Here is an 18922-nt window from a genome sequence, read left to right on the forward strand (position 1 = left end):
AGACAATCATGTCAGGTGGATGTGGATGTGGCGGCGGTAACGGGGGCAGCGGTGGCTGCGGTTCTTCAAAAAAACTCGAGGCCGATGTGGTGGATATCGCGCCGACCGGTGTGGTGCAGGTTGACGAGCTGCCGGTTGCGCCAGCGGCCGATGACGCCCCGGCGCAGTTGATCGCCAGCAGCGAGCAGGAGTGGCCGATCATCAGCGTCAATGAGGTGTCGATCACCCCACAGGCGCTGGCCCAGGAGTTGCAATATCACCCGGCGCCCACCCGCGAGGAGGCGGTCTATCAGGCCGCTCGAGCGCTGGTGATCCGCGAGTTGTTGCAGCAACGCATTGCCGAACTCGGTGTGTCGCTGCAGATCGGCGCCGGTGAGAACGAAGAAGAAGCAGCCACGCGCTTGTTGCTTGAGCGTGAGGTGCAGGTGCCGCAGTGCGACGAAGAAACCAGCCTGCGTTATTACGCAAACAACCGCGGGCGCTTTCACAGCGCGCCGTTGCTGGCCGTGCGGCACATCCTGCTTGAATGTGCGCCGGACGATGCCGAGGCCCGTGCACTTGCGCATGCCCAGGCCGAAATCCTGCTGCAACGGCTGGCGGACCTCCCCGGCAGTTTTGCCGAGTTGGCGGTGAAGTATTCGGCCTGCCCGTCGAAGGCTCAGGGTGGTTCCTTGGGGCAGATCAGCAAGGGCCAGACCGTGCCCGAACTGGAACGCCAGCTGTTCACCCTGGCACCGGGGCTGGCCAGTAAACCTTTGGAAAGCCGTTACGGCTGGCACGTGGTCAGTGTCGATCAGCGGATCGAAGGCATGCCGTTGCCCTATGAAGTGGTGTCGACGGCGATCCGCACGCAGTTGCAGCAAGGCGTCTGGCAAAAAGCCCTGGTGCAATACCTGCAAACCCTGATCGGCGCGGCGGATATTCGCGGCATCCATTTGCAGGGTGCCGACTCGCCACTGGTGCAGTGAGCCTTGGGGGCAAAGGGAGAAGTGATGAACGCGGTCATGCAGGATGGTTTTGGACGACAGATTGACTATCTGCGGATGTCGGTGACGGACCGCTGTGATTTTCGCTGTGTGTATTGCATGGCGAAAAACATGACGTTCCTGCCGCGTCAGCAGGTCTTGACGCTGGAGGAGTTGCAGCGCCTGGCGACGCTGTTCGTCGGCCTCGGTGTACGCAAGATTCGCCTGACCGGCGGTGAGCCGCTGATCCGTCCCGGCATTGTCGATTTATGCCGCAATATCGCCGCGTTACCGGGTTTGCGGGAACTGGTGATGACCAGTAACGGCTCGCAACTGGGCCGTTTGGCCCGGCCGTTGGCGGAGGCGGGCGTCAAGCGCATGAACATCAGCCTCGATAGCCTGGACGCGCAGAAATTCCGCGCGATCACCCGCAACGGCGATCTCGACCAAGTGCTGGACGGCATTGAAGCGGCGCGCAGCGCGGGGTTTGAGCGGGTCAAGCTCAACTGCGTGGTGATGAAGGGGCGCAACTTCGATGAAGTGCTGGGGCTGGTGCAGTACGCCATCCGGCAACGCATCGACATCAGTTTCATCGAAGAAATGCCCTTGGGCGACGTAGGGCGCTCACGGGGCGAAGCGTTTTGCTCCAGCGATGAGGTGCGAACGCTGATCGCCAGCCGGCATCGGTTGCTCGACAGCGCCGAAAACAGTGGGGGGCCGGCGCGTTACGTGCGCCTGGAACGCCATCCCGATACCCGCATCGGCTTCATCTCACCCAACAGTCACAACTTTTGTGGCAGTTGCAACCGGGTACGGATGACCGTTGAGGGGACGCTGTTGCTGTGCCTGGGGCAGGACGACGCGCTGGATTTGCGTGGCTTGCTGCGCCGCTATCTGCTGGACGATCAACCGCTGATCGACGCCGTGCACAAAGCCCTGCACGCCAAGCCATTGCGGCACGACTTCAACCCTGGCGGCGAGGTGCAGGTAGTGCGCTTCATGAACATGAGTGGCGGCTGAACGGGATACGCCGAGTCACCGTGAACCCTCGTTGGCCATGTATTCGTCACCGGTCCTGGGGGCGGTTTTTGCCTCACAATCTTGATATTGATCAATTGCAAAACCGCCTATTGCCCGTAGTCTTCACTGCATATTGTGTTTTTTGTTTATTAAATACCTATATGTAGTGTTTGGAGGCTTAATGCAGAGCACGCTGGTTTCAGTGGGATGTACCCGTTTGCACAAGCGCGACGGCACCTTGGTCGCCTTCGATGCGGACAAAATCCGTCAGGCATTGATCGCGGCGGGCAAGGCTACCGGGGAATATACCGAGGTAGAGGCCCAAGGATTGCTGCAGGCGGTACTGGCCCGGCTGGAAGGCTTGTCCAGGCTGCATGTCGAACAAATCCAGGACCGCGTTGAAAGGGTGCTGATGGACGCCGGTTATTTCCTTTCCATGCGGGCCTACATCGTCTATCGCGAACAACACGGGCGTTTGCGCCGTGATCGGCGGACCCTGGTCGAAGTGGCGACGTCGATGAACGAATACCTGGACCGTGAAGACTGGCGGGTCCAGGCCAACGCCAATCAGGGCTACTCCCTGGGCGGGCTGGTGCTGAATGTGTCGGGCAAGGTCACTGCCAACTACTGGCTGGACGAAGTGTACAGCGAAGCCATTGGCCAGGCCCATCGCGAGGCTGATCTGCATGTGCACGACCTGGACATGCTGGCCGGATATTGCGCCGGCTGGTCGCTGCGGACCTTGTTGCACGAGGGGCTCAACGGCGTGCCAGGGCGTGTCGAAGCCGGGCCGCCAAAGCACTTGAGCAGTGCCCTGGGGCAGATGGTGAATTTTCTCGGCACGCTGCAAAACGAATGGGCCGGCGCCCAGGCTTTCAGCTCGTTCGATACCTACCTGGCGCCGTACCTGCGTAAGGATCAATTGAGCTATGCGCAGGTTCGCCAGGCGATCCAGGAATTCATCTACAACCTCAACGTACCGTCGCGCTGGGGCACCCAGACCCCGTTCACCAACCTGACCTTCGACTGGGTGTGCCCGCAGGATCTACGCGAGCAGATCCCCGTCATCGGTGGTGAGGAAATGCCGTTTGCCTACGGCGACCTGCAAGTTGAAATGGATATGCTCAACCGCGCCTACATCGAGGTGATGCAAGCCGGTGATGCAAAAGGGCGGGTGTTCACTTTCCCGATCCCGACCTACAACATTACCCATGACTTTCCGTGGGACAGCGAGAACGCTGATCGCCTGTTCGAAATGACGGCCCGTTACGGCCTGCCGTATTTCCAGAACTTCCTCAATTCCGATCTGCAACCCAATCAGGTGCGGTCCATGTGCTGCCGGTTGCAGCTGGATGTACGCGAATTGCTCAAGCGCGGCGGCGGTTTGTTTGGCTCGGCGGAACAGACCGGATCGCTGGGCGTGGTAACCATCAACTGCGCGCGCCTGGGTTATGTATTCAAGGGCGACACCAGCGGTCTGCTCAAGCGGCTGGACTCGCTGATGGAGTTGGCGATGGAGAGCCTGGAAGTCAAACGCAAGGTCATTCAGCACCATATGGATGCCGGTTTGTACCCTTATACCAAGCGCTACCTGGGTACCTTGCGCAACCATTTCTCCACCATCGGCCTCAATGGCCTGCATGAAATGCTGCGCAACTTCACCGCTGACAAAGAGGGCACGCACACCGAACAGGGCCGCCAGTTCGCCCTGAAGCTGCTGGACCATGTGCGCGCCACATTGCTGCGTTTCCAGGAAGAAACCGGGCACCTCTACAATCTGGAAGCGACCCCGGCGGAAGGCACTACCTATCGTTTCGCCAAGGAAGACCTCAAGCGTTACCCCGACATCCTCCAGGCCGGCACGCTGCAAGCGCCGTATTACACCAACTCCTCGCAACTGCCGGTGGGCTACACCGACGACCCCTTCGAAGCCCTGCAACTGCAAGACGAACTGCAATGCAAATACACCGGGGGCACGGTCTTGCATCTGTACATGGCCGAGCGGATTTCCTCGACCCAAGCCTGCAAGCAACTGGTGCGCAAAGCCCTCGGACGCTTCCGCCTGCCGTACCTGACCGTGACCCCGACGTTCTCCATCTGCCCGGTGCACGGTTACCTCGATGGCGAGCACGAGTTCTGTCCCAAATGTGACGAGGTTCTGCTGTTGAAAGAACAGCAACCCGGCACCGCTCATTGATTTCGATCCACTCAATCGCAAGGAGCTTCACCATGACTGCATCGCAAACACTGCCCCAGGCTCAACGTCAACGCTGCGAAGTCTGGACTCGGGTAATGGGTTATCACCGTCCGGTATCGGCGTTCAATCCGGGCAAACAGTCCGAGCACCACGAGCGGGTGCACTTTACTGAAAGCGCGGCGCTGGCCGCTCGCCAATGAGTCGAACGCTGCGGGTTGGGGGCATGGTGCCCCTGACCACCATCGACTATCCGGGGCTGCTCGCCTGTGTGTTGTTTTGCCAGGGGTGCGCCTGGCGTTGTCGTTACTGCCATAACCCGCAGTTGATCCCGCCTCGCGGCACCGACGAAGTCGATTGGCGGCGGGTGTTGGCGTTCCTGCAACGCCGGCAGGACCTGCTCGATGCGGTGGTGTTCAGCGGCGGTGAGCCAGCCTTGCAAGAGGGTTTACTTGACGCCATGGACGAAGTGCGGGCGATGGGCTTTCGCATCGGTCTTCACAGTGCCGGCATCAAGCCAACAGCCTTTGCCAAGGCGCTGACCGGTGCCGATTGGGTCGGTTTCGATGTCAAGGCGTTGCCCGAGGATTGCCAGGCAATCACTCGGGTCGAAGGCAGTGGAGCGGCGAACTGGCGCAGCCTTGAACATCTTCTGGCCAGTGGTGTGGACTACGAATGCCGTACTACCGTGCATTGGCATCTGTTCAAGCCGGCAGGTCTGTTGACCCTGGCGCAGCGCTTGGGTGAACTGGGGGTCAAACGCTTTGCCGTGCAGCTGGTACGCACCGAGCAGATGTTTGATCCTCAGCTGCCGAGTGTGCTGGCACCTGCCTTGCTTGCGGATCTTTGGGCGGCCATGCGCGCGTTGTTTCCAGCGTTCGTGTTGCGGGGGTAATCGAGGCGACGGATAAAACCTTTATTCGAGGTTGATAGCTTGATATCCGTCAAGGATGGCTTCGCACGGAAGCTGTAGGTTGTAAAAACGCCTCTCAATGATTGGAGATCGGCATGGCCAAGCACTTCCCCGTCAACCCCAGCCACCCCGAACGAATCTGTTGGGGGTGCGACCGCTATTGCCCGGCCAAGTCATTGGCGTGCGGCAATGGCTCCGAGCGTACGATGCACCCAGCCGAACTGTTTGGTGAAGATTGGTGCGCGCCCGGTGATTGGGGGATCGAGCGATCTATCGTCACCGACAAGGCGGCGGATGAAAGCCAGTCGTAGGTCACCGCTCTCGGCAACCCTCGGACCGCAGGCTTTTTTACGATGGTCTCAGCTTGCTTTTCATCTGCAGGGCAAGTATGCCGATGGCCACCAACGCAGCACCTACGCCCGCAATCGGAATAAAGGCGAGCCCGAAACGGGTAATGATCCAGCCTGCGCCGATGCCACCCAATGCGGTGCCTAAGTTGAACGAAGCAATATTGAGTCCTGAAGCCACGCTACTGGATTGCGGAACATAGTGGTGTGCCAGGCGCAGCAGGCGCAGGGTCGACATGGTCACTATGGCGAAGAACACCACACCCAATAACCCCACCAGCATTAACGTGGCGATCAGCGAATCGCCCCACACGTACAAGCTCAACAGGTTAAGCATCAACGCTGTCAACCCACCGAGCAAACATCGATCGGCGTCGAATGCATCGACGAGATAGCCGCCAAGCAAATTACCGAGAATGGAGCAGACACCGAACACCAGCATCGCCAGGCTCAGAATTTGCGGCTGCACACGGGTGATATCCAGCAGGAACGGCGACACGAAGGTAAAGAATGAAAAAGTCGCCACGCTCACCAGCATCGCGATCGTGGCCGCCACCAACAGTTCGCGGTGCAAGAGGGCCGCGAGGCTTTGTTTCAGGTCTGTGGCTTGGTGGGTCGAGCAAAGGCGGCGCTGACGCATCAGAAGCGCCAGGCCTGCGGTGCTGATGAGGCCCAGGCCACCGATGGCCAGGAACACTATGCGCCATGACCAGTAGCTGCCGAGGAAGGTGCCGATAGGCACGCCAAAGGCGATCGAAAGGGTCAGCCCCGTCCACACCAGCGATAGCGCTCGCCCTGCGCGCATCGGGTCGACCAGTTTGACCGCGGCGTTGGAGGCCACGGCCATGAATACCCCATGGGCCAGGCCGATAATGAAACGTACGCCATGCAGGGTCAGAATATCAGGTGCCAGGCTGATGACCACGCTGCCAGCGGCAAGCACGCCGAGGGTCAGCAGCAATACGGTTTTGTCGCGCCAGTTGGCCAACAAGGCCGTGATGATCGGGGCGCCAATGGCGGCGCCCAAGGCATAGGCCGCGACGGCTGTGCCGACGTGCGAGATGGACTCATGCAGATCCACCGAGATGGCCGACACCAGGCCGGCCACGACGAACTCGGATAAACCGAATGTAAAAGTGCAGAGCGAAAAAATATAAATGACGGCTGGCATTCAGCGTCTCCTTGTCGGTGCATGAATCGGGGATCCTGCCGGTGCAAGTGCACTAAGTTGGCGTCGTCATGAACCGACTACCGTGGTGATGCCCGGAACTCGTTCTTGCAAAAGTGGCGGTGATAGTGCGGTGCTGACAGGGAGATGAGAAATACTATAAAAGTCTCTGTCTAAGACTATTGTCGGGCATTAGTCACGTGTTGATGACAGGAGTATCAATCCCGGGTGAACGGTTTGGTTAGTTGTAACACGTAGCAGGGTGGTGTATCGCGGGGGAGGGGGGGCACGAATATAACTAACTAAGATGCTCCCCCTCAACCTGGGAAACGGCATTGAAATCGAGCATGGAAATGAAACTGTCCATCAACGGTGATTCGTTGTGGGTGTTCCAGCTCATGTACAGGCCGATTGCCGGGTTGGGGGAGGCGGTCACGGGGTAAATCCGGCGGAACAGGACCTTGTCGCGCATGATTGAGTTGGCAATCGACTCAGGTACCAGGGCGACGCCGAAACCACAGGCCACCAAGCCGATCAGGGTATGGATCTGCGCGGCCTCCTGCACCACCCTGGGGTAAAAACCAGCGGCTTCACACAAGGCGATAAGCTGACTGTGATAGCCGGTACCCAGGGCTTCTGGGGTGAATACGAAGTCTTCCCCGGCGAAATCCCTCAAGTCGATCTGACCTTGCTTGACCTTGGGGTGATGGGCGGGCAGCGCCATCACTATCTCTTCATCCAGTAACAGGCGTGACTCGACGTTTTCTGCCGAGATCGGCAACTTGCGCATGAAGGCAATATCCGCTTCTCCCGACAGAATGGCCTTGGCCTGGCTGGAAGAGGGCATCTCCTTGATGATCAACTGGACTTTGGGGTAGGTCTCGCGGAACTGGCGCAGGGTACTGAGCAGTGACTCGTAGTAGGCGATCGATACCGCAGTCACCGTGAGTTTGCCGGCAATTCCCTCGGACACTTGGCGGGCATGTTCTATGCCCAGTTCCAATTCCTTCAAGGTGCTGTAGGCCGCGCTCAGGAATGCGCCGCCGGCCGGGGTCAGCTTGACCCCGCGTTTATTGCGGGTGAACAGACTGAACCCCAGCTTGTCTTCCAGGCGATTGATGGCCTGGCTCAATGGCGGCTGCGCCATGTGCAGGCGAATGGCGGCCTTGTGGAAATGCAACTCTTCAGCCACGGCGATAAATTGGCGCAGCAGGCGGGTTTCGATCATTTCTTCTGTTCCTTCAATTGAACTGATCAGTGGACTGGGGCTGCAATGGTACCTCATCAAGGATGACACGGATTTAACATCAACTTGATATGCGCCGAGTATCAACTTGCGCCGCCGTTAGTATTAAACAGCGTAGATAGACCTTGTTAAGGTGAGGGGGCACTCAAGAGGAAATAACCAATGAACTTTACAGGAAAGACTGCCGTTGTAACCGGCGCTGGCCGGGGGTTGGGTTTTAGTTACGCGCAAGCGTTAGCCTCGCTGGGCGCCAATGTGGTGATCAGTGATATCGGCGCCGATAAGCTCGGCGCGGGGGGCGATGGCTCCATCGCCATGCAGGCTGCTAAAACCCTCAGTGACCAGGGTTTAAACGTGATAGGGCACCATGGCGACCTGTCCAGCGAACAAGGTTGCGAGCAACTGGTGGCAACGGCCATCGAGGCGTATGGCCAACTCGATATTTTGATTCACAACGCCGGTTGGGTCGGCTACCAATCTATTGAAGAAGCCGATGCAACCTTCATAGGCCGTGCGGTGGATATCAATATCTATACACCCGTGTGGCTATGCAAACATGCCTGGAAATACCTCAAGCAATCTGCTGCCGCACGGGTCGTGCTGACGTCATCCGACCGTGCGATGTACCAGCAATATGCCCAACCGGGCCTGGTGGCGTATGCCGCCGGCAAGATGGCACAACTGGGCATCATGAATGCGTTGAGCATGGAGGGCGCGCAAGCAGGCATCCTGGTCAATGCGGTATCCCCAGTGGCCAAGACCCGCATGTGGGGCGTGATGGGCGAACCGGAGAATCTCAAGCCTGAATGGGTCACGCCTGGCGTGGTGTTCCTGGCGTCGCAGCACTGTCAGGACTCCGCTTATGTGCTGCGCGCCAGCAATGGTCAGTTTACGGCGACGCGGTTTGTCGAAAACCCAGGCGTCGACTACCCCGTCGACCTGGCCCGAGTGAAGGCCACCAGCGCCGAACAAGTTGCCCGGCTTTGGGATCAAATCAAGGCGTGTTGAATATTTCTGCTCAGGAAGAGCTCCATCTGTATTCACCGTGCCAGGCCGATCTGGATGAAAGCCCGTCTGGGATGACATCCATCGCTGTAAAAGCGGAATCCTAATTGGCCGCTACCGCAGCAATGGATATGTACTCGGGTTGTTGGGGTGTTGGGGCGAGTACATATCCGTTGCTCAGGTAACGGCCACTATAGGTTCCGCCCTTACGGCGGCTCACTTTGCAAAAGCGGCAAAGTAAGCAAAACGCTCTTGCCCCACCACTCGGCACCTCGCCTAGGCTCGGTGTGCCCTCTCTCCGGCTTGAATCCGTGGGCCGCCGTCCTGCCGGGTTACCCACGGCTTCAAGCCTGCGTTCGGCCAGCGTGGTTTAACGGGGCGCCTGAGATCAAGATCAAAAGCGACTCGCTGCGCATCGCAGATACGCTGGCGGCGCTTCTGCTTTTCTGTAGGAGCGAGCTTGCTCGCGAAAAACCTGAGAACGCCGCGTTCTTTCTAGTTTCCCGCGTCATCGTTAACGACCTTCGCGGGCAAGCCCGCTCCCACAGGGGTACGCGCAAGCTTCAACGATCAGGTCGGCTATAAGGCCGCCACAGGAGCAAGCTCCCTAGTTTGCTGCGCGACAGCGTCACATCGAAGATGTGGTGGGGACTCCCACATTTGACCGAGGCGTGTCACGTAGATGCCTGTCGATTATGAGGCTACAACGCCTGTTCCTGTATGAAGCGCACAGGGTAGCCAATACAATCGGTGATTTTCTGACCTGAAGACTTTAAAAGCACGGAATCACCAGGGATACGACTGTTGGATAATGAATTGGATATCGCTGAACGTTATGGACTGTTTTGGGCATTAAGCTTAGTGACGGAGGACGACGGGACGCCAATAGCAGACGGTACTTACATTTACCAGCCTGAGCGATTCTCTGAGACCTTCTGGGTTCTCTTCGAAAAACTTCAGCAGCTCAATGACTACTGCTTCCTGCAGCTCGTGACTGTCGATCAGCACCACTCGACACTCGTCGATCAGCGCGAGTCGTACATGGCGGGCTCTGGTCCCGGCGCTGAAGCGCTGGACTGGCTCGATGACCAGATTCCACGCTGGGAAGACAATCTGACCGTAGTCACTCAGGCGACCTCCATTGTGTTGCTATGCAGCTTTGTGGAGTGGGGGCTGAAGCGTGTGGTGAAGGATCTGTATGGAGCGATTGCGCGCAAACCTTCCGGGTCTCGCGTGAGCGATATCCAGTTCCTTTTGGAGCACCTTGAATCCTCAGGACTGCCTTATGTGGTAGATGCGCAAGTCCTGCATACCGTTCACAGCTTTCGAGGCATTAGAAATGCTTTTGCTCATGGTGAGTGGGCCGCTATCGAAGAGCAGCTATCCAATGTTTCGCTACGCGACTGTTTCGAAAACGTTTCACAACTGTTTGCGTGTTTAGAGGCAGCCTCGTGGGACGGTCCCTGGAGGAGCGACGTCTTGTCGTCATCCAAGCCTCCTGCTCCGTAGCCAGTTGCTTATGGCTTCAACCAGTTCCATCTTGCACTCCACCGGCAACCAATGCCCGCCGGGTAGGCTTGTCACGGTGAGATCTGCGCAGGCCGCCCGCATTGGATCGCCCAGCCGATTACCCTTGATGGTATTCATCTGGTCGTAATCGCCGTTCACAAACAGCACGGGTAAAGACAAGTGGCCGCCATTGGGCGCCCTTTGGGCATATTCAATGTTGGCAGCGTCGTTTAAATACCATGCGCAGGGAGCGCGGAAACCATGGGCCTCGAAGCTGCGCACCAAATGCGCGAAGTCTGCCTGCGGCCAGAGCGCAAGGTCTGGCTGGGTGAGTGGCGCCCGGTGCGCCTGGCCAAACCGTCCGCCTTTGCGGGTCACTTCGGCATTGGCTGCAACCCTGCCGGTACTCGCCGGGTCGCCTCGTCGATAAATCGACGCCAGCGATGCAGCTTTATCCGCATCAAGGTCAGCAATAGCGGATTCAAAGTGTGTGTTGTAGTAGCGGTAATAATCCCATTGACCGTCCGGATACTTGTCCGCCGGATAGATCGAGCGGTCAACCAGTGGGACGAGTGTCGGCAGGGCGTTAGTGGTGGGGAAGTACGGAACCGAAATCAATACAACACCGCGGCTGCGCTGGGGTTCATGAGCGGCCAGTTCACCCGCCACAACACTGCCCCAATCGTGGCCCACCCAGATGGCGGGCCTGCCACCGAGATGGTCGTGAAGTTCTGCCATGTCGGCCACGATGTTTTCAAGGGTGTACGCATGCGTGGGGGCTGGTGCAGAAGAGCTGCCATAACCGCGCATGTCGGGTGCAACGCAGTGCCAGCCTTGTGCAGCGAACGCTTCTATCTGTGCGCGCCAGATCAGGCTGAGCTCCGGCCAACCGTGCAGGAACAGCATCAATGGCCCATCGGCTGGTCCCATCTCTACATAGTACGTCGTATGGCGCGGGGTCTTGAGGACACGCGAGGTCAGCTTGGAAGTGGACACAGTCTCTCCTCATGCTACGTCGGCTGATAAACTCGAAGCGGCGACACTATACTGAGCGGTATGCTTAATGTTTCGTTCCCATTTTTAGCCTTCCAGCGCCTCTGGCGTCCCAGGCAAAGTCTTGCATGTGAATGAAATTTATCCACGGTGGAATGTCTTCTCAGCACATACACTCAGGGAAGAGCTGAAGGCGGCAGTAGCAGGCGCGTTTTTCAACACAGGTGCTGTGAGGATGGAAGTATGTTGAATGTTGACCAGTCCCCCAGAGCCACACGCGAATCCAGTGAGTACGAGAGCCTGGTCGCGATGGGGACTCACTTGCTCGATGTGATTCCTGGGGCGATCTACCTCTGTGACCGCGACGGGTGGCTTGTCAGGTTCAACAGCGAAGCAGTTGATTTGTGGGGACGAACACCTGCCCTGGGTAAGTATGGGGACCGCTATTGCGGCTCATATCGACTTTATACGACAGACGGCGCGTCATTGGCGGTCGACGAATGTCCGATGGCGTCGACGCTCAACGCAGGCCTGTGTGCGCGTAACCAGGAAGTCATGATTGAGCGCCCGGACGGGTCGCGATTCGTTGCGCTCATGAATATCCGCACCCTCAGAGATCGGCATGGAGAAATCCAAGGCGCGATCAATTGCTTTCAGGACGTCTCGGCGCACCACGCAATAGCCGAAGAACTGCGGCGCAAAAGCTCCGATCTCGAAGACTTTTTCGAAAACAGCGCCGTGGGCCTGCATATTGTCAGTGGCGAGGGCATTATCCTGCGCGCCAATAAAGCCGAGTTGTCCCTGTTGGGCTATACCGCGGACGAGTACATCGGCCGTCATATCACTGAATTTCATGTGGATGAACCGGTCATCGGCGACATCCTGCATAAACTCGGCAGCGGTGATTGCCTGAACAGTTACCCGGCGCGCCTGCGGGCCAGGGACGGCACTATCAGGCACGTCGCGATTACCTCGAATGGGCGATTCGAAGACGGTAAATTCTTCAACACACGTTGCTTCACCATTGACGTGACCCGCGTGCACGATGCTGAAACCGGACGTCAGGAGAGCGATGACCGGCTGGCGGCGACCTACGAGGCGGCGACCATCGGCATTGCCGAGGCGGGCGAGGACGGCCGTCTGCTGAGGGTCAATGATGCCCTTTGCACCATGCTCGGGCGTTCTCGAGAGCAATTGCTGGCGATGACCTTCCTGGACTACGCCCACCCAGACAGTGTCGAGCAGGACGCGGCGTTATACGCCCGGCAGGTGGCGGGTGAACTGGACAACTACGTGCTGCGCAAACGGGCGGTGAAGCTCGATGGCCAGGCGCTTTACCTGGATGTGCATAGCTCCTCGGTCAGGGCGCCCGATGGCCGGTTCCGCTATGGTGTGCGGGTCATCCAGGACGTCACGCTGGCCCGAGAAATGGAAAACCGCGTGCGTGAAAGTGAGCGGCACATGCGCGATCTGCTCGAGGCCATGCCGGCGGCGGTCTACACCACCGACGCCGAGGGGCGTATCACCTTCTTTAACCGTGCGGCCGTCGAGTTATCGGGACGCACGCCGCAACTGGGGGACCTGTGGTGTGTCACCTGGAAACTGTTTAACACCGATGGCTCTTTTCTGCCTCACGACCAATGCCCGATGGCCGTGGCGCTCAAGGAAAACCGCGCCATACGCGGCGTCGAGGCCGTCGCCGAGCGCCCGGATGGCACCCGCGTGCCTTTCACGCCATATCCGACCCCGTTGCACGACGCCGAAGGCAACCTGATCGGCGCGATCAACATGCTCGTGGATATTACCGAGCGCAAGCAGGCCGAAGACCGACAAAAGAACTTGATCGACGAACTCAATCATCGGGTCAAGAACACCCTGGCCACGGTCCAGTCCCTGGCGTCCCAGACCGCACGCAACGCGCAGGATGCCAAAGACGGCTACACCCGGTTCGAAGCCCGGCTGCTGGCCTTGTCGCGTGCCCACGACCTGTTGACCAAGCGGCACTGGGGCCTTACGCCGCTGGGAGTGCTGGCCCAGGAAGTGTTGGTGCCGGTGTTTGGTCATGATTCCGGTCGCGTGGTGATCGCCGGTGATGCCGTCGAGGTCGACACCCGCGTCGCCCTGAACCTGACCATGACGCTCAATGAACTGGCGATCAACGCCCTTAAATACGGAGCGATGTCCACCGACCCCGGGACACTCACGGTGGCCTGGAGCGTTCTACCGCAGCCGAGCGGCGCGCTGCTCACCGTGGACTGGCGCGAACAGGGAGGGCCTGCGGTGTCCACGCCGGAGCGCGAAGGCTTGGGTTCGCGGTTGATGAAGCGCTGCATCGAGCGTGATCTAGGCGGTTCGTTCGAACTCGACTTCGCCCGTGAGGGCGTTCACTGCCGCTTCTCGTTTATGCTCGCTGAGAACCAGACATGACCACATTCCCAGGCACCAAAGTGCTCCTGGTTGAAGACGAAGGCACCATCGCCATGTTGATCGAGGAAATGCTCGAAGACCTGGAGTGCACCGTAGTCGCCTCCGTGGCCCAACTCGCCAAAGCGGTGCAAGTGGCAGATGTGGTGGATGTCGACTTGGCGATCCTGGATGTGAACATTGCTGGAGAGCGGGTTTTCCCTGTGGCGCGGATTCTGCGGGCCCGCCACATTCCGTTTTTGTTCAGTACGGGCTACGGCGGCAGCGGCTTGCCGGAAGAGTTTAGTGACTGTCCGGTGCTGCATAAGCCGTTTGCGGAAAAAGACCTTCGGTTGAAAATTGCGTTGCTGTTGGAGTCTTAAGTAAACCCACGACCCGCTTGGGAACAACATTGCCGTTTTCCATAATGCCAAGCCATTTACGAACAGCGTTCAACCTACAAAAAAAGTCCGGGCAAGCGCAGCGGCATTCCCGGACCAAAGGTTGCTACATGCTCATCAGACTCCCCTAATCAAAACCTCGGCTTGACCGCCTTCCACGCCGGGTCATAACGCTGCATCTGCCGCACGTCGTCGCGCTGGCGAATGCCACAGGTCAGGTATTGATCATGCAGCTTGCCGAGCTGATCGTGGTCCAGCTCCAGGCCCAACCCCGGGGCCCGGGTGATTTTCACGCAGCCATCGACAATCGGCAGCTTGCCGCCCTTGATCACTTCTTCGTCCGGCTCTTGCCAGGGGTAATGGGTGTCGCAGGCATAATCGAGGTTGGGCACCGAGGCGGCGACGTGGGCCATGGCCATCAGGCTGATACCCAGGTGCGAATTGGAGTGCATGGACACCCCCAGGCCAAAGGTCTCGCACATTTTTGCCAGCACTTGGGTGTCGCGCAGGCCGCCCCAGTAGTGGTGGTCGGCGAGGACGATCTGCACGCTGTCCTGCGCCACGCTGCGGCGTAACTCTTCGAAATCGGTGACCACCATGTTGGTCGCCAGCGCCAGGCCGGTGCGTTTATGCAACTGGGCCATGCCCTCCAGGCCCGGCGTAGGGTCTTCGTAATATTGCAGGTCATCACCGAGCAGTTCGGCCATGCGGATCGAGGTTTCCAGCGACCAGTTACCGTTCGGATCAATGCGCAGCGGATAGCCGGGAAACGCCTTTTTCAAGGCCTTGATGCACGCCACTTCATGCTCCGGCGGCAAGGTACCGGCCTTGAGCTTGATGCTCTTGAAGCCATAGGCCTCGATCATCCGCCGCGCCTGGGCAACGATCTGCTCTTCGTTCAGCGCCTCGCCCCAGCTGTCCGGCCTGTAGGGTGAATCCACGTGTTGCGCATATTTGAAGAATAAATAGGCGCTGAACGGAATCTCATCGCGTATCGCCCCGCCCAGCAGGTCCACCAAGGGTAGGTTCAGGGCATGTGCCTGCAGATCGAGGAACGCCACTTCGAACGCCGAATAGGCATTGCTCACCGCTTTGCTCGCGTGGGAGCCCGGGGCCAGTTCGGCGCCGCCCAGGGTCGGCGGTTTGTTCGCCGCCACCGTGGCTTGGACAATGGCCCGCAGGTGATTGAGATTGAACGGGTCAAGACCGATCAGCTGACTTTGCAACTGCTGCTGGATCGCCAGCGCCGGAGCGTCGCCGTAGCTTTCACCGAGGCCGATGTAGCCGGTGTCGCTTTCGATCTCAATGATCGAGCGCAGAGCAAAGGGTTCGTGAATGCCGCTGGCATTGAGCAAAGGCGGATCACGGAAGGCGATGGGGGTGACGGTGACGCGGGTGATTTTCAAGAGGCTGCTCCCGTTGCATCAGATTTCAGGGCTGGGTGACTCATCGGCGGCTTCTTTGGCGCAGTGTCTTTGCACGGCGCGTTCGGAACCTCGCCACGCGGCGCGGTTCGGGCAAAAAAGATCACCACGGCAGCCACCAGCGAAACGCCGGCCAAACCGTACAGCCCGCCCTCGATGGACCCGGTGGTCTGCTCCAGCAAGCCGAACGTGGTCGGGGCCACGAAGCCGCCAAGGTTACCGATGGAGTTGATCAGGGCGATCACCGCTGCCGCGATGCGCGCATCCAGGTAGCCTTGCGGGATTGGCCAGAACAGTGCCGAGGCGGCCTTGAAGCCGATCGCGGCGAAACAGATGGCGACGAAGGCGAAGACCGGCCCGCCGAAGGTGGACATGAACATGCCGAACGAGGCGATCAACAGCGTCAGCGCGACCCACGCCTGCTGGTATTTCCATTTGCTGGCCATGGCGGCGAAGCCGTACATGGCGATGATGGAAATGATCCATGGGATCGAATTGAACAGCCCGACCTGGAAGTCACCGAGATTGCCCATCTTCTTGATCATGCTCGGCAGCCAGAACGTGGCGCCGTAGATGGTCAGGGCAATGGAAAAGTAGATGAAGCAGAACAGCGCGATCTGTTTGTCGGCCAGCAATTTGAACATCGACGGCTTGACCGTCTGCGTGGCTTCCCGGGCCCGCTGCTCCTGGTCGATGGCGGCGATCAGCGCGGCTTTTTCTTCCTCGCTGAGCCACTTGGCCTCCCGTGGGTGGGATTGCAGCCAGAACCAGACAAAACCGCAGAGGGCGATGGACGCAAAGCCCTCGACCAGGAACATCCACTGCCAGCCGTGCAGGTTCAAGCCATCGATGTGCAGCAGCGCGCCGGACACCGGGCCGGAGATCACCGAGGCGATGGCCGAGCCACTGAGGAAAATCGCCATGGCCTTGCCGCGTTCGGTCGAGGGCAGCCATTGGGTGAAGTAGTAAATGATGCCGGGAAAGAAGCCGGCTTCCGCGGCGCCGAGGACAAAGCGCAGCACATAGAAGCTGGTTTCACCCTGGACGAAGGCCATGGCCATCGCGGCGGCGCCCCAGGTGAACATGATGCGCGTCAGCCAGGCGCGGGCGCCATAGCGTTGCAGCAGTAGATTGGAGGGCACTTCGAAGATCGCATAACCGACGAAGAACAGCCCGGCGCCCAGGCCATAGGCGGCAGCGCCGATGCCCAGGTCGGTTTCCATATGGCTGCGCACAAAGCCGATATTGACCCGGTCGATGTAGTTGACGATGAACATGATCACGAATAACGGCAGGACGTGGCGCTTGACCTTGGCGGCAGCCCGGGCAAGCACGTTCGGGTCCGGTGGACTCTGCAGGGTATTCAATGAGCGACTCCCGATCGTTGTTTTTGTGGGGATTGCTGGTGACGTAGGTCGATCATGGACGCGGGTATTGATCCCGTCTAATCTAACTTGGCATTCGATTGATACCTGGATTAGATCAATGTTCGAACTGAGCCATCTGCGCTGTTTCACCACCGTCGCCACTGAACTGAATTTCCGCCGCGCTGCCGAACGGCTGAACATGACCCAGCCGCCGCTCAGCCGGCAGATCCAGTTGCTGGAGCATCACTTGGGCGTCGAGCTGTTCACCCGTAACACCCGCAACGTCGCCCTTACCGCGGCCGGCCGGGCGTTTTTCATCGAGGCGCAGAACCTGCTCGAGCGCGCCCAGCAGGCCGCAGTGACCGCCCGGCGTTTTGCCCAGGGCGACATCGGCTCGGTGAATATCGGCTTCGTCGGCAGCGCGGTGTACGAGTTCCTGCCCAAGGTCATAGCCGAGACACGCATCACCCAGCCCCACGTGCGAATCGACCTGTCGGAAATGAACACCTACCAGCAGCACGAGGCCTTGCGCGCTCGACGTATCGACCTGGGCATTGCCCGCGCACCGCTGCTGGAACCCGGGTACGCCACCGAATGCCTGGTCCGCGAGCCTTTTGTGCTGGCCGTCCCCAACACCCATCCACTGGCTGATGCCAAAACCGTGTCGGTCAAGGACCTCGACGGCCAGCCGTTCCTGATGTACTCCCACGCCGCCTATCCGCCGTTCAACGAACTGCTGACCGGCATGCTGCGCTCTGCCCGCGTCGCCCCGGATTATGTGCAGTGGCTCGGCTCATCCCTGACCATCCTCGCCCTGGTCAACGCCGCCATGGGCCTGGCGCTGGTCCCCCGTTGCGCCACCAGCGTAGTGTTCAAGAACGTGGTATTCCGCGATATCGACCTGGGCGAGGGCGTACAAAGCGAGCTTCATCTGATCTGGCGCGAGAACAACGACAACCCGGCGTTCGCGATGCTGCTGGAAGGGATTCGGCACGCGGTGCGCGACGGGTGGGGAGGAGGGTGAGGGGCCTGGTCTTGGCGAAAGCTGCGCAGCCAGGGGCATGGTTATCTACACAACTCTGACGTAGCGCCGTCAGTAACCACGATGCGAAGCGAGCCGCTCTTGATCTTGATCTTGATCTGCTTTTGATCTCAGGCGCCCCGTCAAACCACGCTGGCCGGAATTCGACAGGGATTTGGGGGGTAAACCGGCAGGGATGCCGGTTTAGCCGCCCCGCGCCATGGATGGCGCGTGGCGGCGGCCCCCAAAATCCATGGCGGATTACGGGTACACCGAGCCTAAGCGAGGTGCCGAGTGGTGGGGCGAGGACCTTTTGCTTACTTTTGGCTGGGCCGGCATTCCGGTCCTTCCAAAAGTGAGCCGCTGTAAGAGCGGAACCCTAAGTGGCCGTTACCGCAGCAATGGATATGTACTCGGTCTGATCCAGCATCCTGGTCGGCCCTGAGGCCGCCATCGGGAGCAAGTCGAATCGTCGCACCGCCCCTCCCACATTTGCACCGCTCGGCATCAGTTGAATCCCTGTCGTCCGTTAGGCCGTCACAGGAGCCGGTTCAGGCCCACGCCAAAGTCGTGTAGATACCCATGCCCCCAGGGGGCCAGGCACCCGGGTGCGTCACCTGATGGTCATAAAACAGACGGAAGGCACATCAGAATCCTAAAGTTGCGAGGTACTGGGCAGATACCCCCTATATCCGCAACACTGTTCAAGGATCGAACTCATGACCCAGCGTCAATCCGACCGCATTTCCCTTCCTGATTATCCGCGTTTTTGCTGGTTTGCCCTTATACCGGTCGTGCCTGCCGTTGGGTGGCTGCTGGCGCAATCAGCCTCCTCGGCCAATCTGCTGGCCAGCGCGGTACTGGTGCTGACGGGCCTGGGTGCTTGTGCCTGGAGCACACATTCGCAGCGCAACGCGGTGCTGCATGCGACGGCGCGGGCGCAGGC

16 protein-coding genes are annotated in these 18922 nt (G+C 59.4%); 11 read left to right on the forward strand and 5 right to left on the reverse strand.

Features of this window, described 5'->3' with window-relative positions:
• Window positions 1-8 precede the first annotated feature (8 nt).
• From KVH01_RS16930 to KVH01_RS16955, 6 genes are all read left to right on the forward strand, one after another.
• Window positions 9-968, forward strand: a complete 960-nt coding sequence (locus KVH01_RS16930) for a peptidylprolyl isomerase (RefSeq protein ID WP_217882157.1) — start codon at window positions 9-11, stop codon at window positions 966-968.
• A 24-nt stretch (window positions 969-992) separates the two neighbouring features.
• Window positions 993-1985, forward strand: coding sequence for a GTP 3',8-cyclase MoaA (gene moaA, locus KVH01_RS16935; RefSeq protein WP_217882158.1), 993 nt, complete (start codon window positions 993-995; stop codon window positions 1983-1985).
• Window positions 1986-2166: 181 nt separating this feature from the next.
• Complete coding sequence (locus KVH01_RS16940) at window positions 2167-4182, forward strand: ribonucleoside triphosphate reductase (protein ID WP_217882159.1); 2016 nt, start codon at window positions 2167-2169, stop codon at window positions 4180-4182.
• A 32-nt stretch (window positions 4183-4214) separates the two neighbouring features.
• Window positions 4215-4382, forward strand: coding sequence for an anaerobic ribonucleoside-triphosphate reductase (gene nrdD / locus KVH01_RS30325; protein WP_124400195.1), 168 nt, complete (start codon window positions 4215-4217; stop codon window positions 4380-4382).
• The gene (locus tag KVH01_RS16950; protein WP_217882160.1) at window positions 4379-5074 is read left to right on the forward strand and encodes an anaerobic ribonucleoside-triphosphate reductase activating protein; all 696 of its coding nucleotides are present in this window, start codon (window positions 4379-4381) and stop codon (window positions 5072-5074) included. Before nrdD ends, KVH01_RS16950 begins: the two co-directional genes overlap by 4 nt.
• A 113-nt stretch (window positions 5075-5187) precedes the next feature.
• Window positions 5188-5403, forward strand: coding sequence for a DUF3079 domain-containing protein (locus tag KVH01_RS16955; protein ID WP_217882161.1), 216 nt, complete (start codon window positions 5188-5190; stop codon window positions 5401-5403).
• A gap of 37 nt (window positions 5404-5440) precedes the next feature.
• Here the strand turns inward: KVH01_RS16955 and KVH01_RS16960 are convergent, their stop codons facing one another.
• Together KVH01_RS16960 and KVH01_RS16965 are read right to left on the reverse strand one after the other, a co-directional pair.
• A complete protein-coding gene (locus KVH01_RS16960) occupies window positions 5441-6610 on the reverse strand; it encodes an MFS transporter (RefSeq protein ID WP_217882162.1) in 1170 nt (389 codons plus the stop codon).
• A 295-nt stretch (window positions 6611-6905) separates the two neighbouring features.
• Window positions 6906-7835 carry a LysR family transcriptional regulator gene (locus KVH01_RS16965; RefSeq protein ID WP_217882163.1) on the reverse strand — a complete coding sequence of 310 codons (930 nt, stop codon included), beginning with the start codon at window positions 7833-7835 and terminating at the stop codon, window positions 6906-6908.
• 180 nt (window positions 7836-8015) lie between these two features.
• Between KVH01_RS16965 and KVH01_RS16970 the strand changes: the two genes are divergently transcribed.
• Both KVH01_RS16970 and KVH01_RS16975 read left to right on the forward strand, forming a co-directional pair.
• On the forward strand, window positions 8016-8861 hold the full coding sequence (locus tag KVH01_RS16970; protein ID WP_217882164.1) for an SDR family NAD(P)-dependent oxidoreductase: 846 nt from the start codon (window positions 8016-8018) through the stop codon (window positions 8859-8861).
• 801 nt (window positions 8862-9662) lie between these two features.
• Window positions 9663-10367, forward strand: coding sequence for a hypothetical protein (locus KVH01_RS16975; RefSeq protein ID WP_217882165.1), 705 nt, complete (start codon window positions 9663-9665; stop codon window positions 10365-10367).
• On the opposite strand, the gene KVH01_RS16980 is transcribed toward KVH01_RS16975, so the two are convergent.
• Window positions 10344-11363 carry an alpha/beta hydrolase gene (locus KVH01_RS16980; protein ID WP_217882166.1) on the reverse strand — a complete coding sequence of 340 codons (1020 nt, stop codon included), beginning with the start codon at window positions 11361-11363 and terminating at the stop codon, window positions 10344-10346. The two genes, KVH01_RS16975 and KVH01_RS16980, sit on opposite strands and share 24 nt — an antisense overlap.
• Window positions 11364-11603: 240 nt before the next feature.
• Between KVH01_RS16980 and KVH01_RS16985 the strand changes: the two genes are divergently transcribed.
• Window positions 11604-13787 (forward strand): PAS domain-containing sensor histidine kinase, encoded by a 2184-nt coding sequence (locus KVH01_RS16985; protein WP_217882167.1) that lies wholly within the window; start codon window positions 11604-11606, stop codon window positions 13785-13787.
• Window positions 13784-14146 carry a response regulator gene (locus tag KVH01_RS16990; protein ID WP_217882168.1) on the forward strand — a complete coding sequence of 121 codons (363 nt, stop codon included), beginning with the start codon at window positions 13784-13786 and terminating at the stop codon, window positions 14144-14146. The genes KVH01_RS16985 and KVH01_RS16990 overlap by 4 nt, the downstream gene beginning before the upstream one ends.
• A gap of 149 nt (window positions 14147-14295) precedes the next feature.
• Here KVH01_RS16990 and KVH01_RS16995 read toward each other — a convergent pair whose 3' ends face one another.
• On the reverse strand, window positions 14296-15570 hold the full coding sequence (locus tag KVH01_RS16995; protein ID WP_217882169.1) for a glucarate dehydratase family protein: 1275 nt from the start codon (window positions 15568-15570) through the stop codon (window positions 14296-14298).
• On the reverse strand, window positions 15567-16955 hold the full coding sequence (locus KVH01_RS17000) for an MFS transporter (RefSeq protein WP_217882170.1): 1389 nt from the start codon (window positions 16953-16955) through the stop codon (window positions 15567-15569). The genes KVH01_RS16995 and KVH01_RS17000 overlap by 4 nt, the downstream gene beginning before the upstream one ends.
• 118 nt (window positions 16956-17073) lie before the next feature.
• Here KVH01_RS17000 and KVH01_RS17005 point away from each other — a divergent pair, with 118 nt between their 5' ends.
• Entirely contained in the window at window positions 17074-17979 is a 906-nt protein-coding gene (locus KVH01_RS17005; RefSeq protein WP_124421709.1) for a LysR substrate-binding domain-containing protein, read from the forward strand.
• The last annotated feature ends 943 nt before the right edge of the window (window positions 17980-18922 follow it).

The sequence above is a fragment of the Pseudomonas khavaziana genome, from assembly GCF_019145205.1.
Taxonomy (GTDB): Bacteria; Pseudomonadota; Gammaproteobacteria; order Pseudomonadales; family Pseudomonadaceae; genus Aquipseudomonas; species Aquipseudomonas khavaziana.